General features: G+C 43.1%; 21 protein-coding genes. All 21 read left to right on the forward strand.

The window, feature by feature from the left end; all coding sequences use genetic code 11:
- The first annotated feature begins 55 nt into the window (after nt 1-55).
- Complete coding sequence (locus FGK85_RS00805) at nt 56-1,297, forward strand: site-specific DNA-methyltransferase (RefSeq protein ID WP_138202853.1); 1,242 nt, start codon at nt 56-58, stop codon at nt 1,295-1,297.
- A gap of 101 nt (nt 1,298-1,398) precedes the next feature.
- Nucleotides 1,399-2,187 (forward strand): virulence protein, encoded by a 789-nt coding sequence (locus tag FGK85_RS00810; RefSeq protein ID WP_138202855.1) that lies wholly within the window; start codon nt 1,399-1,401, stop codon nt 2,185-2,187.
- Nucleotides 2,187-2,414, forward strand: a complete 228-nt coding sequence (locus FGK85_RS00815) for a DUF4314 domain-containing protein (protein WP_019155121.1) — start codon at nt 2,187-2,189, stop codon at nt 2,412-2,414. The genes FGK85_RS00810 and FGK85_RS00815 overlap by 1 nt, the downstream gene beginning before the upstream one ends.
- Before the next feature lie 135 nt (nt 2,415-2,549).
- Entirely contained in the window at nt 2,550-3,449 is a 900-nt protein-coding gene (locus FGK85_RS00820; protein WP_138202857.1) for an amidoligase family protein, read from the forward strand.
- 38 nt (nt 3,450-3,487) lie between these two features.
- The gene (locus tag FGK85_RS00825) at nt 3,488-3,946 is read left to right on the forward strand and encodes a gamma-glutamylcyclotransferase family protein (RefSeq protein ID WP_018664387.1); all 459 of its coding nucleotides are present in this window, start codon (nt 3,488-3,490) and stop codon (nt 3,944-3,946) included.
- Complete coding sequence (locus tag FGK85_RS00830; protein ID WP_018664388.1) at nt 3,939-4,127, forward strand: DUF5049 domain-containing protein; 189 nt, start codon at nt 3,939-3,941, stop codon at nt 4,125-4,127. Before FGK85_RS00825 ends, FGK85_RS00830 begins: the two co-directional genes overlap by 8 nt.
- A gap of 88 nt (nt 4,128-4,215) precedes the next feature.
- Entirely contained in the window at nt 4,216-5,820 is a 1,605-nt protein-coding gene (locus FGK85_RS00835; RefSeq protein WP_041700827.1) for a terminase large subunit, read from the forward strand.
- A 50-nt stretch (nt 5,821-5,870) separates the two neighbouring features.
- Nucleotides 5,871-7,115, forward strand: a complete 1,245-nt coding sequence (locus FGK85_RS00840) for a phage portal protein (protein ID WP_138202859.1) — start codon at nt 5,871-5,873, stop codon at nt 7,113-7,115.
- Nucleotides 7,116-7,805 carry a head maturation protease, ClpP-related gene (locus tag FGK85_RS00845; protein WP_067839158.1) on the forward strand — a complete coding sequence of 230 codons (690 nt, stop codon included), beginning with the start codon at nt 7,116-7,118 and terminating at the stop codon, nt 7,803-7,805.
- Between the two features lie 19 nt (nt 7,806-7,824).
- On the forward strand, nt 7,825-9,030 hold the full coding sequence (locus FGK85_RS00850; RefSeq protein WP_106062426.1) for a phage major capsid protein: 1,206 nt from the start codon (nt 7,825-7,827) through the stop codon (nt 9,028-9,030).
- A 12-nt stretch (nt 9,031-9,042) separates the two neighbouring features.
- Nucleotides 9,043-9,423, forward strand: a complete 381-nt coding sequence (locus FGK85_RS15685) for a head fiber protein (protein ID WP_092561614.1) — start codon at nt 9,043-9,045, stop codon at nt 9,421-9,423.
- A gap of 19 nt (nt 9,424-9,442) precedes the next feature.
- Complete coding sequence (locus FGK85_RS00860) at nt 9,443-9,760, forward strand: head-tail connector protein (RefSeq protein ID WP_012102982.1); 318 nt, start codon at nt 9,443-9,445, stop codon at nt 9,758-9,760.
- A gap of 3 nt (nt 9,761-9,763) precedes the next feature.
- Nucleotides 9,764-10,099 carry a head-tail adaptor protein gene (locus FGK85_RS00865; RefSeq protein ID WP_012102981.1) on the forward strand — a complete coding sequence of 112 codons (336 nt, stop codon included), beginning with the start codon at nt 9,764-9,766 and terminating at the stop codon, nt 10,097-10,099.
- 5 nt (nt 10,100-10,104) lie between these two features.
- On the forward strand, nt 10,105-10,536 hold the full coding sequence (locus tag FGK85_RS00870) for an HK97 gp10 family phage protein (protein ID WP_035150353.1): 432 nt from the start codon (nt 10,105-10,107) through the stop codon (nt 10,534-10,536).
- Entirely contained in the window at nt 10,533-10,874 is a 342-nt protein-coding gene (locus tag FGK85_RS00875) for a hypothetical protein (RefSeq protein WP_035150356.1), read from the forward strand. Before FGK85_RS00870 ends, FGK85_RS00875 begins: the two co-directional genes overlap by 4 nt.
- A gap of 3 nt (nt 10,875-10,877) precedes the next feature.
- Nucleotides 10,878-11,468, forward strand: coding sequence for a major tail protein (locus FGK85_RS00880; protein WP_012102978.1), 591 nt, complete (start codon nt 10,878-10,880; stop codon nt 11,466-11,468).
- Nucleotides 11,469-11,479: 11 nt separating this feature from the next.
- The gene (locus FGK85_RS00885; protein ID WP_012102977.1) at nt 11,480-11,866 is read left to right on the forward strand and encodes a hypothetical protein; all 387 of its coding nucleotides are present in this window, start codon (nt 11,480-11,482) and stop codon (nt 11,864-11,866) included.
- A gap of 202 nt (nt 11,867-12,068) precedes the next feature.
- On the forward strand, nt 12,069-14,489 hold the full coding sequence (locus tag FGK85_RS00890; RefSeq protein ID WP_138202861.1) for a phage tail protein: 2,421 nt from the start codon (nt 12,069-12,071) through the stop codon (nt 14,487-14,489).
- Nucleotides 14,490-14,502: 13 nt separating this feature from the next.
- On the forward strand, nt 14,503-15,354 hold the full coding sequence (locus tag FGK85_RS00895; protein ID WP_138202863.1) for a phage tail family protein: 852 nt from the start codon (nt 14,503-14,505) through the stop codon (nt 15,352-15,354).
- A gap of 2 nt (nt 15,355-15,356) precedes the next feature.
- Entirely contained in the window at nt 15,357-17,273 is a 1,917-nt protein-coding gene (locus tag FGK85_RS00900) for a siphovirus ReqiPepy6 Gp37-like family protein (RefSeq protein ID WP_012102973.1), read from the forward strand.
- 17 nt (nt 17,274-17,290) lie between these two features.
- Entirely contained in the window at nt 17,291-17,794 is a 504-nt protein-coding gene (locus FGK85_RS00905) for a hypothetical protein (protein ID WP_012102972.1), read from the forward strand.
- Nucleotides 17,795-17,804: the final 10 nt, after the last annotated feature.

Genomic DNA, 17,804 nt, shown 5'->3' on the forward strand with positions numbered 1-17,804 from the left:
CAATCAATAACACGCTTCTATTAAATGAGGCGTGTTTTTATTTTGGGAGGTTAGCATGAATATAGATAAGATTTCTATCAAGAAGTTGATCCCTGCCGACTATAATCCTAGAAAGGATTTAAGGCCAGGAGATCCAGAGTATGAAAAACTAAAAAGGTCATTTGAGGAGTTTGGGTATGTTGAACCAATTATTTGGAATAAAACTACAGGTAGAGTGGTTGGTGGCCATCAGAGACTGAAAGTTCTACTGAGCATGGGTATGGATGTAGTGGATTGTGTAGTTGTAGAGATGGATGAGGAAAAGGAGAAGGCTCTTAATATTGCATTGAATAAAATAAGCGGAGAATGGGATAAGGAAAAACTGGCACTTCTTATTACAGATTTAAACGCTGCAGACTTTGATGTATCTCTGACTGGATTTGATCCAGGAGAACTGGATGATCTTTTCAAGGATTCTTTAAAAGACAAAATAAAAGAAGACGATTTTGATATAGATAGCGAGCTGAATAAGCCCGCTATTTCGCGTTTAGGGGATGTTTGGATACTTGGTAGGCACAGACTGGTATGTGGAGATAGTACAAATAAGGAGACATTCAATACATTAATGGATGGAAAAGTTGCTAATCTGGTGGTAACTGATCCCCCATACAATGTTAACTATGAAGGTACTGCAGGGAAAATCAAGAACGATAATATGGCAAATGATGCTTTTTATAAGTTTCTGTTAGATGCCTTTATAAATATTGAAACAGCACTGGCAACAGATGGAAGCATTTATGTATTCCATGCCGATACAGAGGGACTTAATTTTAGAAAGGCATTTGTCGATGCAGGTTTTTATCTTTCTGGTACTTGTATTTGGAAGAAGCAATCCTTGGTTCTTGGAAGATCTCCTTATCAGTGGCAGCATGAACCAGTACTCTTTGGTTGGAAAAAGAAGGGTAAGCATCTCTGGTATTCAGACCGCAAGCAATCAACTATCTGGGAATTTGATAAACCTAAAAAGAATGCAGACCACCCAACGATGAAGCCTGTTTCCTTAATTGCTTATCCAATTATGAACTCAAGCCTAACAAATAGTATAGTGTTAGACCCTTTTGGAGGTTCAGGAAGTACACTGATTGCTTGTGAGCAGACAGATAGAATCTGCTACACCATTGAACTGGATGAAAAGTACTGTGATGTCATTGTGAAAAGGTATATTGAGCAAGTTGGAAACTCAGACAGTGTGTTTCTTTTAAGAGATGGTTCGAAAATAAGATATTGTGACCTGCCAGACGTTGCTACCGCCGATTAATGGAAGAGTATTTTCTACAGAAAGATGCTCTAAATGACTTGATATTAACAGCCTTTAGAGTGATATATGTATGTACCGAAAATAGAAAGGCGGTATAAAAAATGCAGATAAATTATAATGTCACAGGAGCAAAAAGAAAAGAGCTAGTCAACGCAATCAGCCAAAAACTGAATGCTCCTGCAAGATATCTTGGAGCACCTACATTTGCATATGAAGTGGCAGACTACAACATTGACAAAAACGGGGTAGTCAGAGGACCAGATAATTCTGAACTGGTTAATAATCTATTAGGCCTTCATGACTTTAAGGCGGTTACAGTAGAATTTGACACACCACTTCCAGCAGCAGAGCCTGTTCTTGAAAATATTCAAGTTCCCAATGAAGCGGCTCTTGGGGGTAGGGTAAATCCAAATAGTGATTACGAAGAACCTCCCGTATACAACGAATCAAATGAAACCGAAGAAGCTATTAGTTTGATTATTCAAATGCCGAGGGAGGGTTTTAGCGAAACTGCACTTGGTAACCTAAAAGGATTGGTAGAAAGCAAAGAAACCCTTATAAAGAAAGCACTTGATACTGACTCTATTCCCATTATCATAAATGAGGAATTTATAACCTTCCCTTGGTTCCAGAGTGAGTGCTCCGCAGAGGAGGTTAAGGCTTATACCCACTTTGTAACAGCACTTTGTGAAATGGCAAAGAAACAGACCCGCGTCAACTCGACCGAGAAATCAGTGGAGAATGAAAAGTACGCTTTCCGTTGTTTCCTTCTAAGACTTGGCTTTATCGGGCCAGAATACAAAACAGAACGAAAAATTCTCCTCTCCAAACTGTCGGGTAGCTCTGCCTTCAAAAGCGGAAGTGCCAAGCATCAGGAGGTGAGTGAATAATGAATATCATTCATCCAGAAATGCTAAAGCAACTTAGAAGTTATTACACTCCAGGAACTCGTGTCATGCTACTTAAGATGAATGACCCTTATACCAAGCTTCAGCCAGGAGATAAAGGTACGGTTACTAGTGTTGATGATATGGGAACTATCCACGTCAGTTGGGATTCAGGCAGTTCTCTTGGAGTGGTCTTTGGAGAGGATTTATGCAAGAAAATCGAAGAATAAAAATACACATTTTAAGCCCAATATGGCAGTAAATATGTAGATTTATATTGCAGAATTGTCTTGCTATATAAGCCTTTTAGAGTGATATATGTACATGCCGAAAGGACAAACACACTTTAAAAGGAGCGAGATACGATGTTAAGTGCAAAATTCGGGATTGAGATTGAATTTACCGGGATTACAAGGGAAAGGGCGGCTAGAGTCGCTGCAGAGTATTTGCAAGGCATTTACAGTGAAGGCGGGACATACTACGACACCAAGAAGGTAAAAACTCCAGATGGTCGAGTGTGGAAGTTTATGTACGATGGGAGCATCAACTGCCAAAGAAAAGAAGGTAGAAGAAAAGTAGCTGCAGGTAGAGATTATAGCGTTGAGCTGGTTAGTCCAATCCTAACCTACCGGGAGGACATTGAAACTTTGCAGGAGCTAGTAAGAAAGCTTCGCAAAGCTGGAGCCTTTACAAATACATCTTGCGGAATTCACATTCATCTAGACGGTGCTGAACATACCCCACGAAGCATTCGAAACTTTGTAAATATCATTGCAAGCAAAAATGACTTATTTTATAAAGCACTTCAGATTGCACCGCAGAGAATGAGTTACTGCAAAAAGATGGACAGTATTTTGGTTGAGAAGATGAACCGTAAAAAGCCTAGAACCATGAGACAAATTGAGGACATTTGGTACGAGGGCTACAGCGAGAGTAGAAACACTCATTACCACAACAGCCGCTACCATTTCCTCAACCTTCACAGCTTTTTTACCGGAAACCATACAGTTGAACTTAGAGGGTTCAATAGCGAACTTCATGCAGGAAAGATAAGAAGCTACATTGTTCTAGCACTTGCCATCAACCACCAAGCCTTAACACAAAAGTGTGCATCAGCAAAGAAACCGCAGGTGGAAAACGAGAAATTTGCCATGAGAACCTATCTAAACCGGATTGGTTTCATTGGAGATGAATTTGCAAACTGCAGAGAACATTTGACAGCAGCACTTTCGGGTTCAGCTGCATGGCGGTTTCGGGCGGCCTGAGCTGCCCCTAACCCACAAAGCTAAGAAGGAGGATTACAATGAAGAATAAATTATACCTTGCCTATGGCTCCAACCTTAATCTAAAGCAAATGGCCGACAGATGCCCCACAGCGAAGGTGGTAGGAGCAAGTCAAATCAATGACCACCGCCTATTATTTAGAGGGGCACACGCGGGCGCTGTGGCGACAATCGAGCCTTTTGAGGGTGGCAACGTACCAGTTTTAGTTTGGGAGATTACACCGACCGATGAAGCGGCACTTGACCGTTACGAGGGATGGCCGTTCCTTTATCGAAAGGAAACAATAAAAGTGAAGTTGGGAAGCAAAACCGTCAAGGCGATGGTCTACATCATGAATGATGGTAGACCGCTTGGACAGCCGAGTTGTTATTATTACAGTACAATTTTAGAAGGCTATAAGAGTGCGGGCTTCGATGTGGAAATCCTGCGCAAAGCGACAACCGATTCAATAGAATCGGAGGAGGTAGCCAATGAATGAGATAATTAAGCAACAAATCCTTTCCATCCGAGAAAGTGGAGTCACAAATATGTTTGATGTGGACCGAGTACAGTATGAGGCAAATGAACGAGGGTTTTATGAATTGGTAGTCTATTTAATAGACCATAAAGCAGAATATGCCCATTTCATACTGACGGGTGAAGTGGATAAAAAGAAATAACTAAATCTAAATAGGATAGAGAAAAGGGCTTCATCTATAGGATTGAGGCTCTTTTCTTATGTCCTTTTCCATAAAAGGGGCGGTGTTTATGCGGAAACTGAAGAAATATAAGCCGACCGCCTTTATAGCTGAAGGGTCATATTACGATAAGGACGCTGCTGATTACGCTGTGGCTTTTATCGAAGCACTCTCCCATACGAAAGGTTCATGGGCAGGCAAGCCTTTTGAACTTATCGATTGGCAGGAGCAAATTGTCCGTGATTTATTCGGTATCTTAAAACCTAATGGATACCGGCAGTTTAACACGGCTTATATAGAAATACCTAAAAAGATGGGAAAAAGCGAGCTTGCAGCAGCAATCGCACTTCTCCTCACTTGTGGAGATGGTGAAGAACGAGCAGAGGTATACGGTTGTGCCGCAGATCGCCAGCAGGCATCAATTGTATTTGAAGTAGCAGCCGATATGGTGCGGATGTGTCCAGCGCTGAATAAACGAGTGAAGTTGCTGGCTTCAACTAAACGACTGGTGTACCTGCCGACCAACAGCTTTTATCAGGTATTGTCGGCTGAAGCCTATTCAAAACACGGCTTCAATATACATGGTGTTGTTTTTGATGAACTTCATACTCAGCCAAATAGGAAACTATTTGATGTTATGACAAAAGGGTCTGGTGATGCGAGAACCCAACCGCTATATTTTCTTATCACCACTGCAGGGACGGATACCCAGAGTATCTGCTATGAAACACACCAAAAAGCGGTTGATATTATTGAGGGCAGAAAATACGATCCTACTTTTTATCCCGTAATCTACGGTGCCAAAGAAGAGGATGATTGGACTGATCCTAAAGTATGGAAGAAAGCAAATCCAAGCTTAGGAATTACAGTAAGTATCGATAAAGTTAGAGCCGCTTGTGAAAGTGCAAAGCAGAACCCTGCTGAGGAAAATAGCTTTCGACAGCTGCGTCTGAACCAGTGGGTTAAGCAATCTGTCCGTTGGATGCCAATGGCAAAGTGGGATGCCTGTGCGTTTCCAGTAAAACCAGAGAGCCTTGAAGGTAGAGTATGCTATGGAGGACTTGATTTATCCTCTACCACTGACATTACAGCCTTCGTGCTGGTGTTCCCACCGGAAGATGAAACAGATAAATATACCGTTCTCCCGTATTTTTGGATGCCGGAGGATAATATTGACCTCCGAGTTCGACGAGACCACGTGCAATACGACCTTTGGGAGAAGCAAGGCTATATTTTAACCACCGAGGGAAATGTAGTCCATTATGGATACATTGAAAAATTCATTGAAGAACTGGGGGAAAAGTACAACATTCGAGAGATTGCTTTTGACCGCTGGGGCGCTGTTCAGATGGTGCAAAATCTTGAAGGGTTAGGCTTTACTGTAGTTCCTTTCGGTCAAGGTTTTAAAGATATGTCACCACCTACAAAGGAACTTATGAAGCTGACATTAGAAGAAAGAATAGCACACGGCGGGCATCCAGTACTACGGTGGATGATGGATAACATCTATATAAAAACAGATCCGGCTGGAAATATAAAACCGGACAAGGAAAAAAGTACAGAAAAAATAGATGGAGCAGTGGCAACTATTATGGCACTCGACCGCGCCATCCGCTGTGGACCAGGTAATAGTGGAGACTCGGTGTATGACGAGAGAGGTTTAATAATTCTATAAATTTCAATGATTGTTTGTGGTGTAATTCTTTCAATTTGGAGGTGAGGCCTATGAATTTATTAAAAGGACTGTTTCGTTCAAGGGACAAACCGCAAAACCGTGTGGGTAGCGCATTTTCCTTCCTATTCGGCGGTACATCATCTGGCAAAACAGTAAATGAGCGTACTGCAATGCAAGCAACAGCGGTGTATGCCTGCGTAAGAATACTAGCTGAAGCTATTGCTGGACTGCCACTACATGTATATAGATATCGTTCTGATGGAGGTAAAAAAAAGATTCCTTTCCACCCTTTGTATTACCTTCTTCATGATGAACCAAATCCAGAGATGACTTCATTTGTGTTTCGAGAAACACTGATGAGTCATCTTTTACTTTGGGGTAATGCTTATGCACAGATAGTTCGAAATGGTCGTGGCCAGGCAATTGCGCTTTATCCCCTACTTCCTAACAAGATGGAAGTAAGTCGAGCATCAAATGGTGAACTGGTTTATACCTACTACCGGGATACAGACGAAAGTGGCCTGAATCCAAAGGGAGGCTATGTCACACTTCGCAAAGATGATGTACTTCACATACCAGGTTTAGGTTTTGATGGACTCATTGGCTATAGCCCTATTGCTATGGCAAAAAATGCAATCGGTATGTCACTTGCTACTGAAGAGTACGGTGCGGCATTCTTTGCTAATGGAGCCAATCCCGGCGGTGTGCTGGAGCACCCGGGAGTAATTAAAGACATACAGAGAGTGAAGGATAGCTGGAATAGTGCTTACCAAGGCACAGCTAAGGCACATAAAATCGCTGTATTGGAAGAGGGCATGAAGTTTCAAGCCATCGGTATACCTCCAGAACAGGCTCAGTTTTTAGAAACACGGAAATTTCAAATCAATGAGATTGCAAGGATTTTCCGTGTGCCTCCCCATATGGTGGGAGATCTTGAGAAATCTAGCTTCTCTAATATCGAGCAGCAGTCTTTGGAGTTTGTAAAATACACTCTCGATCCGTGGGTGGTGAGATGGGAGCAAAGTCTCCAGCAATCGCTTATTTTGCCTTCTGAGAAAACATCAGTATTCATCAAGTTCAATTTAGATGGTCTGCTGCGCGGCGATTATCAAAGCCGAATGAATGGCTATGCTATTGGGCGGCAAAATGGCTGGATGTCAGCTAATGATATCCGTGAATTGGAGGACATGAACCGTATCCCAGCTGAGGAAGGTGGCGATTTATATCTGGTTAACGGAAATATGACGAAATTGGCTGACGCAGGAGCGTTTGCCAAAACCGAAGGAGGTCAGTAAATGAAGAAGTTCTGGAATTGGGTGCGAGATTCTGATGAAGGGCGCACTCTCTATTTAAATGGAGTGATATCCGAAGAAACGTGGTGGGGTGATGAGGTCACACCTAAGATGTTCAAAGATGAACTGCTGGCTGGCACCGGTGATATTACAGTGTGGATTAACTCTCCTGGCGGGGATGTGTTTGCAGCAGCTCAGATTTACAACATGCTTATGGACTATACAGGAAAGGTCACTGTAAAAATTGACGGGCTTGCGGCAAGTGCAGCTTCCGTTATTGCAATGGCGGGTGGAGATGTATATATGTCGCCGGTATCCATGATCATGATTCATAACCCTTCGACCATTGCCATCGGTGACAGCGAGGAAATGTTGCGAGCAAAGGCTCTATTAGATGAAGTTAAGGAAAGTATTATTAATGCCTATGAGTTAAAGACTGGTCTTTCCCGAACAAAGCTTTCTCATCTGATGGATGCAGAATCATGGATGAATGCAAATAAAGCCATCGAACTTGGTTTTGCAGATAAGATCATGTTTATGGAAAATGAAACACCGGATTTGGCAGATAGCCTTATCTTTAGCAGGATGGCGGTTACCAACTCACTTATTAGTAAACTACCTAAAAAACAAAAACAAAAAACAGGTACACCTATAGAGTCGCTGGATAAGCGGCTTTCTTTAATTTCTCACTAATTTAAAGGAGGAAATAACAATGAGTAAAATTCTTGAATTGCGCGAGAAACGCGCTAAGGTTTGGGATGCGGCGAAGGCATTCCTTGATTCAAAACGTGGCGGTGATGGATTGTTATCCGCAGAGGACACACAAACCTATGAAAAGATGGAAGCTGAAGTTGTTGCACTTGGTAAAGAAATAGAACGTTTGGAACGTCAGGCGGTTATTGACTTAGAACTTTCCAAAGCCACGAGTAGCCCTATTACAAACACACCGTCCAAACATGCCGATGATAAGACAGGACGCGCGTCTGCAGAGTACAAGAAAGCATTCTGGAATGCTATGCGTACTCGTGCAGGGGAAGGCCTTGATGTAAACGTAAGAAATGCCCTTCAAATTGGTACAGACTCCGAGGGTGGTTATCTTGTGCCTGACGAGTTTGAACGTACCTTAGTAGAGGCTCTTGAGGAAGAGAACATTTTCCGTTCACTGGCCAATGTTATCAATACATCTTCTGGCGATAGGAAAATTCCTGTTGTAGCTACAAAAGGTACTGCTTCCTGGGTGGATGAAGAAGGCACTATCCCAGATAGCGATGATAGCTTCGGACAGGTTTCTATAGGAGCTTACAAACTCGCTACCATGATCAAAGTTTCCGAGGAGCTTCTTAACGATTCTGTGTTCAATCTTGAAGCCTACATCTCTAAGGAGTTTGCAAGGCGTATCGGTAACAAAGAGGAAGAGGCGTTCTTTACCGGTGATGGATCTGGAAAACCGACAGGTATCCTTGCTTCTACAGGTGGTGCCCAAATTGGTGTGACTACTGCAGGTGCTACGGCAATTACTATGGACGAGGTACTTGATCTGTTCTATTCACTAAAGGCACCTTACCGTAATAAGGCTGTATTCGTTATGAACGACGCCACTGTAAAAGCAATCCGTAAACTAAAGGATGGTCAAGGACAGTACCTATGGCAACCTTCCTTACAGGCAGGTACACCGGATACTATCCTTAATCGACCATTGTATACTTCTGCATATATGCCAACTATTGCTGCAGCTGCAAAGAGTATCGCATTTGGTGATTTTAGTTATTACTGGGTAGCTGATCGTCAGGGTCGTGTATTTAAGAGGCTTAATGAACTTTATGCTGTTACTGGTCAAGTAGGCTTTGTTGCTACTCAGCGTGTGGATGGAAAATTAATTCTACCTGAAGCCATAAAAGTACTTCAGCAGAAAGCTTAATGGAGGTGCGTTATGAGCTATAACACTAAGAATTATACCGAACAAGGCGGAGAAAAAACTGTTATAGGCGGAACACTTGAAATCAAGGAAGGAGCCTCGGTAACGGGGCTCTCCGCCGATCCGCTTCTCGTGGCAACAGAGGAGACTCTTGGTGGTGTAAAAGCCGCCGCTGCTGATGAGGGTGATACTGTCGAAATCAAAATTGGTGAAGATGGTAAGCTGTATGCTCCAACATATCCTACCGATGCTACGGAGTCAGTCTCTGGGCTGGTAAAAATGGCTGCTAATCAAGCCGACAGCATAGCTGAGGATACAGCCACTCTTGTCACAGATTTTAATGCTCTGCTCGCTAAACTAAAAGCGGCTGGGTTAATGGCTACAGACGAAGAATGACCGGAAGGAGGCGGACGGCATGACAACTGATAATCTTCTCCCTAAAGTAAAAGCAAATCTGATCCTGACGCATGACGCAGACGATGGACTTCTGCTGCATTACATCAAAGCCGCCGTCTCTTATGCGGAAAGTTATCAGCATGTTGCTGAGGGTTATTACACTGAGAATATTATGCCCCCAACTACTGAACAGGCAGTAATCATGCTGTCGAGTCATTTCTACGAAAGCAGAGATGGCTCGACGGCTGGTTTCTTCGCCGATAGCGTACAGGCGGGGCAGCAGGTTTGGAACACGGTGAACCTACTTCTTAGGCTAGACCGGGATTGGAAGGTGTAAATTATGAGTTTTGGAAAGATGAACACCTTTATTGATATCATCAGTACAGAGCCTATTAAAGACAAGGATGGTTTCGCTGCTATAGGCGATAACATACTTGCCAGTGTACGTGCCTACAAGGAAGATCGGCATGGCAGTGAGCGGTGGGCAAATAGGGCATCATTTTCTTCTGCAACTTCCCTATTTAGGTTTAGAAAAATTTCTGGCCTTAGGGTGACCAGTGAAATGGTCATCGTTTGTGATGATGGCAGATATCAGATTTTAAGTGTTGATGATGTTAGAAACCGAGGTATGTATGTCGAGGTTTTAGCAGAAAAGATAGAACCAACTGTGAGGTGATGGATATGGCAAAAGTGAATATAAAGATGCCAGAAGAATTCCTTTTAAAGGTATCACGATTAGCTGACCAGACCGATGTAATTCTTCCTAAGGTTCTGGAAGTTGGCGGTGAAGTGGTACTGGATAAAGTTAAGGGGAATCTAAGTAAAGTAATTGGTAAGAACACAAAATATCCATCCAAAAGTACTGGGGAGCTACTATCTTCACTAGGACTTTCAAGTGCAAAGCAAGATAGAAACGGAAACTTCAATGTTAAAGTTGGCTTTGCCGAGCCGCGTTCTGATGGTGAGAGCAATGCTAAAATTGCCACAATCATTGAATATGGTAAACATGGTCAGCCTGCAAAACCCTTCCTAAAGCCTGCGAGAACTGCATCTAGGAAACCTTGCATTAATGCGATGATCGCAAAGCTTGAGGAGGAGATTGATAAAATATGAATATCTTAGAGGAGTTAAATACACTTCTGACAGCAATACCTATCCCCGTAGAAACCGGGGTTTTTTCAGGTTTGGCACCGGATGAGTACGTGGTGATACTCCCACTTTCGGATGTTTTTGAAGTTCATGCGGATAACCGCCCTGGCTTTGATGTGCAGGAAGCACGGATATCACTATTTTCCAAGAGCAACTACTTAGAGCGGAAGAGACAGATTACAACGGCTTTGTTAAACGATGATTTTACAGTGACTGAGCGTAGGTATATTGGTCACGAGGATGATACTGGATATCATCATTACGCCATCGACGTGGCGAAAAACTATGGAATGGAGGAATAACATATGGCAACTATCGGTTTGGATAAACTGTACTATGCAAAAATAACCGAGGACTCAAATGGCGAGGAAACCTATGGTGTGCCTTCGGTACTCGCAAAAGCCATTACTGCCGAACTTTCGGTAGAATTGGTGGAAGCAATTCTGTATGCCGATGATGGTGCTGCCGAGGTTGTGAAGGACTTTAACAGCGGTACACTCACTCTCGGTGTAGATGACATTGGCCCGACAGTAGCAGCAGATCTAACTGGTGCGTCTACCGACGACAATGGGGTATTAATTTCTGCAAGTGAGAGTGTAGGTACACCTGTTGCAGTGGGGTTTCGTGCGCAAAAGGCCAATGGAACATACCGATATTTTTGGTTGTATCGTGTTAAGTTTGGACTACCAGCAACCAACTTACAGACAAAGGCGGATTCCATTACCTTTTCTACACCTACTATTGAAGGAACAGTTATGCGTAGGAACAAGCTGGATGGGTTGGGCAAGCACCCATGGAAAGCAGAAGTCACAGAAGGTGACCCCGGTGTTTCATCGTCCACCATAACAGGCTGGTTCACTGAAGTTTATGAACCCGTATATACACCTGAACCATAGGAGGAGAAATGATGGATAATGAGAGAAGTGCCACAATCAAAATAGGTGACAAAGAGTATGAACTGGTTTTAACTACACGTGCAACAAAGGCAATTGCTGGTCGTTACGGTGGTCTTGAAAATCTTGGAGAAAAACTGATGAAATCAGAAAACTTTGAGATGGCACTGGACGAGATCGTTTGGCTAATCACATTGCTTGCAAACCAGTCCATTTTAATTCGTAATCTTAAGAATAAGAATGCACCAGAAGAATTGTTGACAGAGGAAGAAGTGGAGCTTCTTACCTCACCGCTTGATTTGGCGGAATATAAAAGTGCAATCACCGAAGCAATGTTCAAAGGTGCAAAGCGCAACGTGGAAAGTGAGGAAGAAACTCCAAAAAACATGGAAGTCGGGTAACGGACGCTGAAGTCTTTACCCGACTTTATTATTATGGAACAGTTCAGATGGGCATGGACGCAGAGGAATTCTGGCTTATGCCAATTGGACTGTTTTTTGATTTATGGGCTTGCCACAAGCAATGGCATGGGATCGAAAAGCCGAAGAAAACTCGAACGATTGACGATATTATCCCACCAGGCATATAGGAGGAGGTGAAGGTATGGCGGACAATTTTGGATTGAAAATAGGCGTCGAGGGCGAGCGTGAGTTTAAGAACGCCCTACGAGATATCAATCAGTCCTTTAAGGTGCTGGGCAGTGAAATGGCACTTGTGACCAGCCAGTTTGATAAAAACGATAAATCCATCCAGTCGGTCACTGCTCGTAATGCGGTTTTGAATAAAGAAATCGACGCACAGAAAGAAAAGATTTCAACCCTTAAGGCCGCTCTTGATAATGCCACCTCCTCTTTCGGTGAAAATGACCGCCGCACTCAAAACTGGCAGATTCAGCTGAACAGAGCTCAGGCAGAACTCAATAATATGGAGCGTGAACTTCAGCAGTCTGCGGTTGAAGCAGATAATCTCGGTGAAGAGTTGGACAACTCAGGCAAAAGTGCGGAAGATTCTGGAGGTAAATTTGAAAAGCTTGGTGGTATACTCAAGGGCATCGGTGTGGCTATGGGCACAGTTGCAGTTGCTGCTGGAGCTGCTGCTATAAAATTGGGTAAAGAGGTAGTTACTCAGTTTGGGGAATTGGAGCAAAACCTAGGTGGCTCAGAAGCAGTCTTTGGAGCATATGCTGCTTCAATTCAAAAGACCGGTGAAGAAGCCTATAGAAATCTCGGAATTTCCCAAAGTGAGTATTTGGCAACAGCTAATAAAATGGGTGCATTGTTCCAAGGCTCTGGCATTGAACAGCGAAAAAGTCTTGAATTGACAGAAAAAGCGATGCAACGTGCAGCAGATATGGCATCCGTTATGGGTATAGATATGTCTTCTGCCATGGAAGCGGTTACGGGAGCGGCAAAAGGCAACTTTACCATGATGGATAACTTAGGTGTTGCCATGAATGCTACAAACATCGAAGCTTATGCTCTTGCTAAGGGACTAGATTTCACTTGGAATACCGCTACACAAGCGGAAAAAGCGGAAGTCGCAATGCAGATGTTTTTTGAGAACACACAGCAGTATGCCGGAAACTTTGCGAGAGAGTCAACTGAGACCATTTCTGGTTCTATTGGGTTATTACAAGCTGCACTTGGCTCTTTTACAGCAGGACTCGGTAACGCTAATGCAGACATGACAAATTTGACGGAAAATCTTGTGGATGCATTCCGTGCAGTCGTTAAAAATATCGTGCCTGTTTTAGAAAACATCGTAACCGCACTACCGCCTGCGTTCGATGCGATATTAACAGCAATAGGTGACCTGCTTCCGATGTTGTTGGAAACTGTCACGAGCCTGTTCACGCAGGTGTTGGAGACACTCTTGAACTTACTGCCTGAACTGATTCCAGCGGCAGTAGATGCAGTAATGACGATTGTCGGTGCGTTGATTGATAATCTGCCACTGCTCATAAATGCAGCAATAGAACTGGTAACCGCACTTGTGGAGGGTATTGGCATGGCTCTACCGCAACTGATACCCGCGGCAGTTTCGGCAGTCACGCAGATTGTCCAAGGATTAATGGATAACCTACCACTTATTTTGGATGCCGCTTTGCAGTTGATTATAGGATTAGCACAGGGATTGGTAGATGCAATACCTCAACTAACAACTGCCTTACCTGTCATCATAAAAGCAATAGTGGATTTTATAGTGGAATCCATTCCACAGATTATTGATGCAGGTATTCAATTATTGACTTCACTGGTTACAGCACTACCTACTATCATCACAGCAATCGTGGAAGCAATCCCGCAGATTATCGACAGTATTATCAGTGCAGTTATTGGGTCAATTCCATTGATTATAGATGCGGGCATACGTCTATTAATATCACTCATACAGGCACTCCCGCAAATTATCACTACTGTGGTTGGGGCGATTCCGAAAATAATAACATCTTTGGTAAACGCTATTGTAGGTAACATCGACAAGATCATCTTGGCCGGTGTTCAGCTGTTTGTGGCATTAATTGCGAATCTTCCAAGGATAATAGTAGAGATCGTCAAGGCTGTTCCTCAGATTATTTCAGGATTGGTCAATGCTTTTACCAGTTATATAAGCCAGATGGCTAAAGTAGGTGGAAACTTAATCAAAGGTCTGTGGCAAGGTATTTCAGATGCAGGTGCATGGCTATGGAGTAAAATCTCTGGATTTTTCGGCAATGTTGTATCAAAGATTAAGAATTTCTTCGGCATCAGTTCACCTTCAAAGCTATTTGCTGGAATTGGCCACAATATGGGTGAAGGTATTGGTGTAGGTTTTGAGGATGCAATGATAGCAGTTTCAAGGGATATGCAAAATGCTGTACCAACTAGTTTTGATTTTAATTACAGAGGTTTATCTGGGCAAGGGAATGCCAATGGTACAAGTATCACTCAAAATATCTCTGTTGTGTCACCAAAGCCTCTATCTGAAAAAGAATTAGCCAGGGAATTCAAAAATCTGTCTCGCAAACTGGCACTAGAATATTAAAGGAGGTCTGGCAGTGGAACTTACTTATATTAACTCAAACGGTGAGAGTATCACCCTAAAACAAAGCCGCCCGTATTTTCTTACCAAGATAGACGGCACAGGCAACATACGCCAGACCGTTAATACATTTAAGGCACCGGATCAAGACGGTGCTTTTTATATTTCCTCCACACTGGATATGCGTAATATCACGCTAGAAGGTACGGTCGTAGCGGATTCTCTTGACGAGGCTTATGTACGGAGACAGAGATTTCTTAAGATATTTACTCCAAAAATGCGAGGGACTCTTTTGTATCGTGGACGGCAAATTACTTGTGTGGTAGAGGAAGCAGGATTTACTGTTTCTACTAGGCAACGCATACCAAACTTCTTTGTAAGTTTACTCTGTCCATCCCCTTTCTTCGAAACATTGGATGAGGTGAGAGAGGAGCTGGCGTCATGGATACCTCTGTTTGAGTTTGAACTGGAGATACCAGTAAGTGGTATGGAGTTAGGAATGCGTCAGCCGAGCCAAATCATCACAGTAGAAAACATTGGTGATGTATCTTGTGGATGCGAAATCGTATTTCGAGCACTGGGTACGGTTACCAACCCTGAACTACTAAACATAGACACGGGAGAATATATCCGGCTTCTCACTACAATGAGTGCTGGTGATGAACTTCGTGTATATACCCATTTCGCTGGTAAGCGTGTGGTCCAGGTTATAGGGTCAACGGTTACAAATGCTTTTTCACTATTGGACACCAATTCAACGTTTTTCCAGCTTGCTGCAGGTACTAACACACTGCGCTATGACGCTTCAGTTAATATGGAACTGTTGGAGGTCAGTATTTACTTTCGTCCACAATTTCTGGGGGTGTGAGTATGGAACTATATATCTTTAATACAAACCGGGAGCTTGTGGGCATCGTGGAATCTTTCGAATATCTTCGATGGACACGGCGTTATTCTCAGTGTGGTTCATTTGAACTAAAAGCCATCGCCACACAAGAGAATGCCGAACTTCTAAAAGAAGGAAATATCATTTGGAAGAACGATGATGAAGAAGCTGGGATTATTGAGCATCTTTCCTTGTCTCAGACGGATCAGGAATTTATTACAGTAAGTGGTCGCTTTGCCACGTCCTTTCTTGCTAGACGCATTGTATGGCAAACGGAGAAATTGTCCGGTGACATTTCTGATTGTGTGGAGCAACTTATAGAAAATAACCTTATCAATCCTTCTGATGTAGCAAGAAAGATCAGCGGTATATCCTTTTCATCCCCAAACCTGGGTATACCCATCAGCACCCAAATTTCGTACCGCAACTTGATGGACGCAGTGACGGAACTATGTGAAGTTTCGGAGGTTGGTATCAAGACTATTTTTACTCCTGAAACAGGGGTTTTTACAATAATGCTGTATAAGGGGACTGAATCACAGGCAGTGTTCTCTAAGGAGTATGAGAACCTAACTGAGCAGGTTTATACAGTAAGTGCAGCAGATTTTGCTAACACTGCTCTTATAGGTGGAGAGGGTGAAGGTGCAGAGCGGACATTTGTAGCAATTACAAGTGGATCGGGAGAAACTCGACATGAGATTTTTGTGGATGCTAAAGACCTACGGGCAGAAGATTTTGGAGTGGATTATATCAATACGCTGATTTTTCGTGGGCAGAGCAAGCTAAATGAGCAAGTAATACGTTATTCCTTTGATACATCAGTTAACCCACATGGCAACCTGACTTATAAGGTAGACTTTGACCTTGGGCAGGTTGTTAAGGTTATTTCCAAAGCATGGGGTGTATCTATGACAACACGAATCGCTGAAGTGGAGGAGACATATGACGCGGACGGTCAAAGCATCAGCGTAGTATTCGGAAAGAGCGAGCTAACAATAGCTCAAAAAATTCGCTCTGATATGAGTGAGGTTAAAACGGCATTATCTGCCCCAACTGGCATCTCTGATATTGCAGAAGCATTAGGTAATGTGTCAGAAACACTTGGAGATATTCATGACCTTGACCCCAATATCCAAGGAGATACTGTTACCGATAGTATTAACAATCTGTTTGGGAAACTGCCTTCACTTGAGGTAATTGTTGGAGAAGGAACTATATCGATCGGCCAGTATGCTCTGCACCATATGAGTCCTGGAGATGCTTTTTATTTCACCTCGTGGAGCGGCAACAAATTCAGTGATCAGCCAAGCGATGACGGGCATGTCTTTTTGGTAAAGCATAGCGGGGATAACACGGGAAACGGATATCAGCGGGCAATGGGATTTTTTATATCACGCAATACCATGACGTTTTATGTGATATCTGTTTTTGTGTTTAACAATCCGTCTGGTGAAGCGAACTGGTTAAATATTAATAACGATCCAATAACTACAGCACGGATTGCAAATGGAGCGGTCACTGGTACAAAGATTGCAGAACGAACGATTACAGCAACTAAAATCTCCTCTGCGTTTACTGATTACTCTATGACAGAACAAAACACAGGGCGTCTATGGGTAGATGGTAAGGTAATATATCGAAAAGTAGTAAACCTCGGCTCCCTTCCCAATGCTACTCCTGGGAGCGTAGCCCATGGTATTGCAAACCTAAGTACAGTTGTTAGTTTATCTGGCTTTGCAACAAATGGCACTAACTTCTTGCCACTACCGCTTGCACGGTATAACAACTTCGCTTCACAAATCGGTCTTTATGTGGATAAAACAAATGTCGTTGTTGAACCTGGTATTGACCGGACAGATTATACGGGCTACGTGGTTATCGAGTATACGAAAACCATCTAGGAAGGAGGAATTTTTGTATGGAGAAAAGCGGATTTTTCAATTCATCCGATGGAGATAGAGTCTATGATGCCACGGATTTTGCAGCATACTTTGGAAGTCTTGTTTCAAACGGGATATTTTATAAAACAGCTACAAATCTGCAGGTATCACCAGGGATGGGATTGGCAGTAAGCGTGGCGGCTGGAAGTGCGTGGATTAATGGATATAGATATGAGAATACAGATGCGTTAAATATGCCTCTCGCTACAGCGCACGGTAGCAATCCACGCATTGACCGGATTGTTGTTCGCTTAAGCCAAATCAGCAGGAATATTCAGCTTGCAGTTGTTACAGGGACTCCAGCTGCTACACCAGTGGCCCCAGACTTAACAAGAACCAGCGATGTATATGAACTCGGTATTGCAGACGTTCTGGTACCTGCTGCGGCTACATCAATTGCAGCAAATAACATTACTGATACCAGATTAAACACCAGCCTTTGTGGGTTAGTGAACTCATTGGTATCGGCGGTTTACGAGTGAGGTGAATTTC

It is taken from the genome of Haloimpatiens lingqiaonensis (assembly GCF_901447495.1).
GTDB classification, from domain to species: domain Bacteria; phylum Bacillota; class Clostridia; order Clostridiales; family Clostridiaceae; genus Haloimpatiens; species Haloimpatiens lingqiaonensis.

Bases quoted from the DNA above. Each gene is read 5' to 3' on its own strand.
- FGK85_RS00875 (WP_035150356.1), top strand. From the start codon at position 10,533: ATGAATATCTTAGAGGAGTTAAATACACTTCTGACAGCAATACCTATC.
- FGK85_RS00905 (WP_012102972.1), top strand. From the start codon at position 17,291: ATGGAGAAAAGCGGATTTTTCAATTCATCCGATGGAGATAGAGTCTAT.
- FGK85_RS00820 (WP_138202857.1), top strand. From the start codon at position 2,550: ATGTTAAGTGCAAAATTCGGGATTGAGATTGAATTTACCGGGATTACA.
- FGK85_RS00830 (WP_018664388.1), top strand. From the start codon at position 3,939: ATGAATGAGATAATTAAGCAACAAATCCTTTCCATCCGAGAAAGTGGA.
- FGK85_RS00805 (WP_138202853.1), top strand. From the start codon at position 56: ATGAATATAGATAAGATTTCTATCAAGAAGTTGATCCCTGCCGACTAT.
- FGK85_RS15685 (WP_092561614.1), top strand. From the start codon at position 9,043: ATGAGCTATAACACTAAGAATTATACCGAACAAGGCGGAGAAAAAACT.
- FGK85_RS00880 (WP_012102978.1), top strand. From the start codon at position 10,878: ATGGCAACTATCGGTTTGGATAAACTGTACTATGCAAAAATAACCGAG.
- FGK85_RS00890 (WP_138202861.1), top strand. From the start codon at position 12,069: ATGGCGGACAATTTTGGATTGAAAATAGGCGTCGAGGGCGAGCGTGAG.
- FGK85_RS00810 (WP_138202855.1), top strand. From the start codon at position 1,399: ATGCAGATAAATTATAATGTCACAGGAGCAAAAAGAAAAGAGCTAGTC.
- FGK85_RS00860 (WP_012102982.1), top strand. From the start codon at position 9,443: ATGACAACTGATAATCTTCTCCCTAAAGTAAAAGCAAATCTGATCCTG.
- FGK85_RS00845 (WP_067839158.1), top strand. From the start codon at position 7,116: ATGAAGAAGTTCTGGAATTGGGTGCGAGATTCTGATGAAGGGCGCACT.
- FGK85_RS00865 (WP_012102981.1), top strand. From the start codon at position 9,764: ATGAGTTTTGGAAAGATGAACACCTTTATTGATATCATCAGTACAGAG.
- FGK85_RS00900 (WP_012102973.1), top strand. From the start codon at position 15,357: ATGGAACTATATATCTTTAATACAAACCGGGAGCTTGTGGGCATCGTG.
- FGK85_RS00840 (WP_138202859.1), top strand. From the start codon at position 5,871: ATGAATTTATTAAAAGGACTGTTTCGTTCAAGGGACAAACCGCAAAAC.
- FGK85_RS00835 (WP_041700827.1), top strand. From the start codon at position 4,216: ATGCGGAAACTGAAGAAATATAAGCCGACCGCCTTTATAGCTGAAGGG.
- FGK85_RS00870 (WP_035150353.1), top strand. From the start codon at position 10,105: ATGGCAAAAGTGAATATAAAGATGCCAGAAGAATTCCTTTTAAAGGTA.
- FGK85_RS00850 (WP_106062426.1), top strand. From the start codon at position 7,825: ATGAGTAAAATTCTTGAATTGCGCGAGAAACGCGCTAAGGTTTGGGAT.
- FGK85_RS00825 (WP_018664387.1), top strand. From the start codon at position 3,488: ATGAAGAATAAATTATACCTTGCCTATGGCTCCAACCTTAATCTAAAG.
- FGK85_RS00815 (WP_019155121.1), top strand. From the start codon at position 2,187: ATGAATATCATTCATCCAGAAATGCTAAAGCAACTTAGAAGTTATTAC.
- FGK85_RS00885 (WP_012102977.1), top strand. From the start codon at position 11,480: ATGGATAATGAGAGAAGTGCCACAATCAAAATAGGTGACAAAGAGTAT.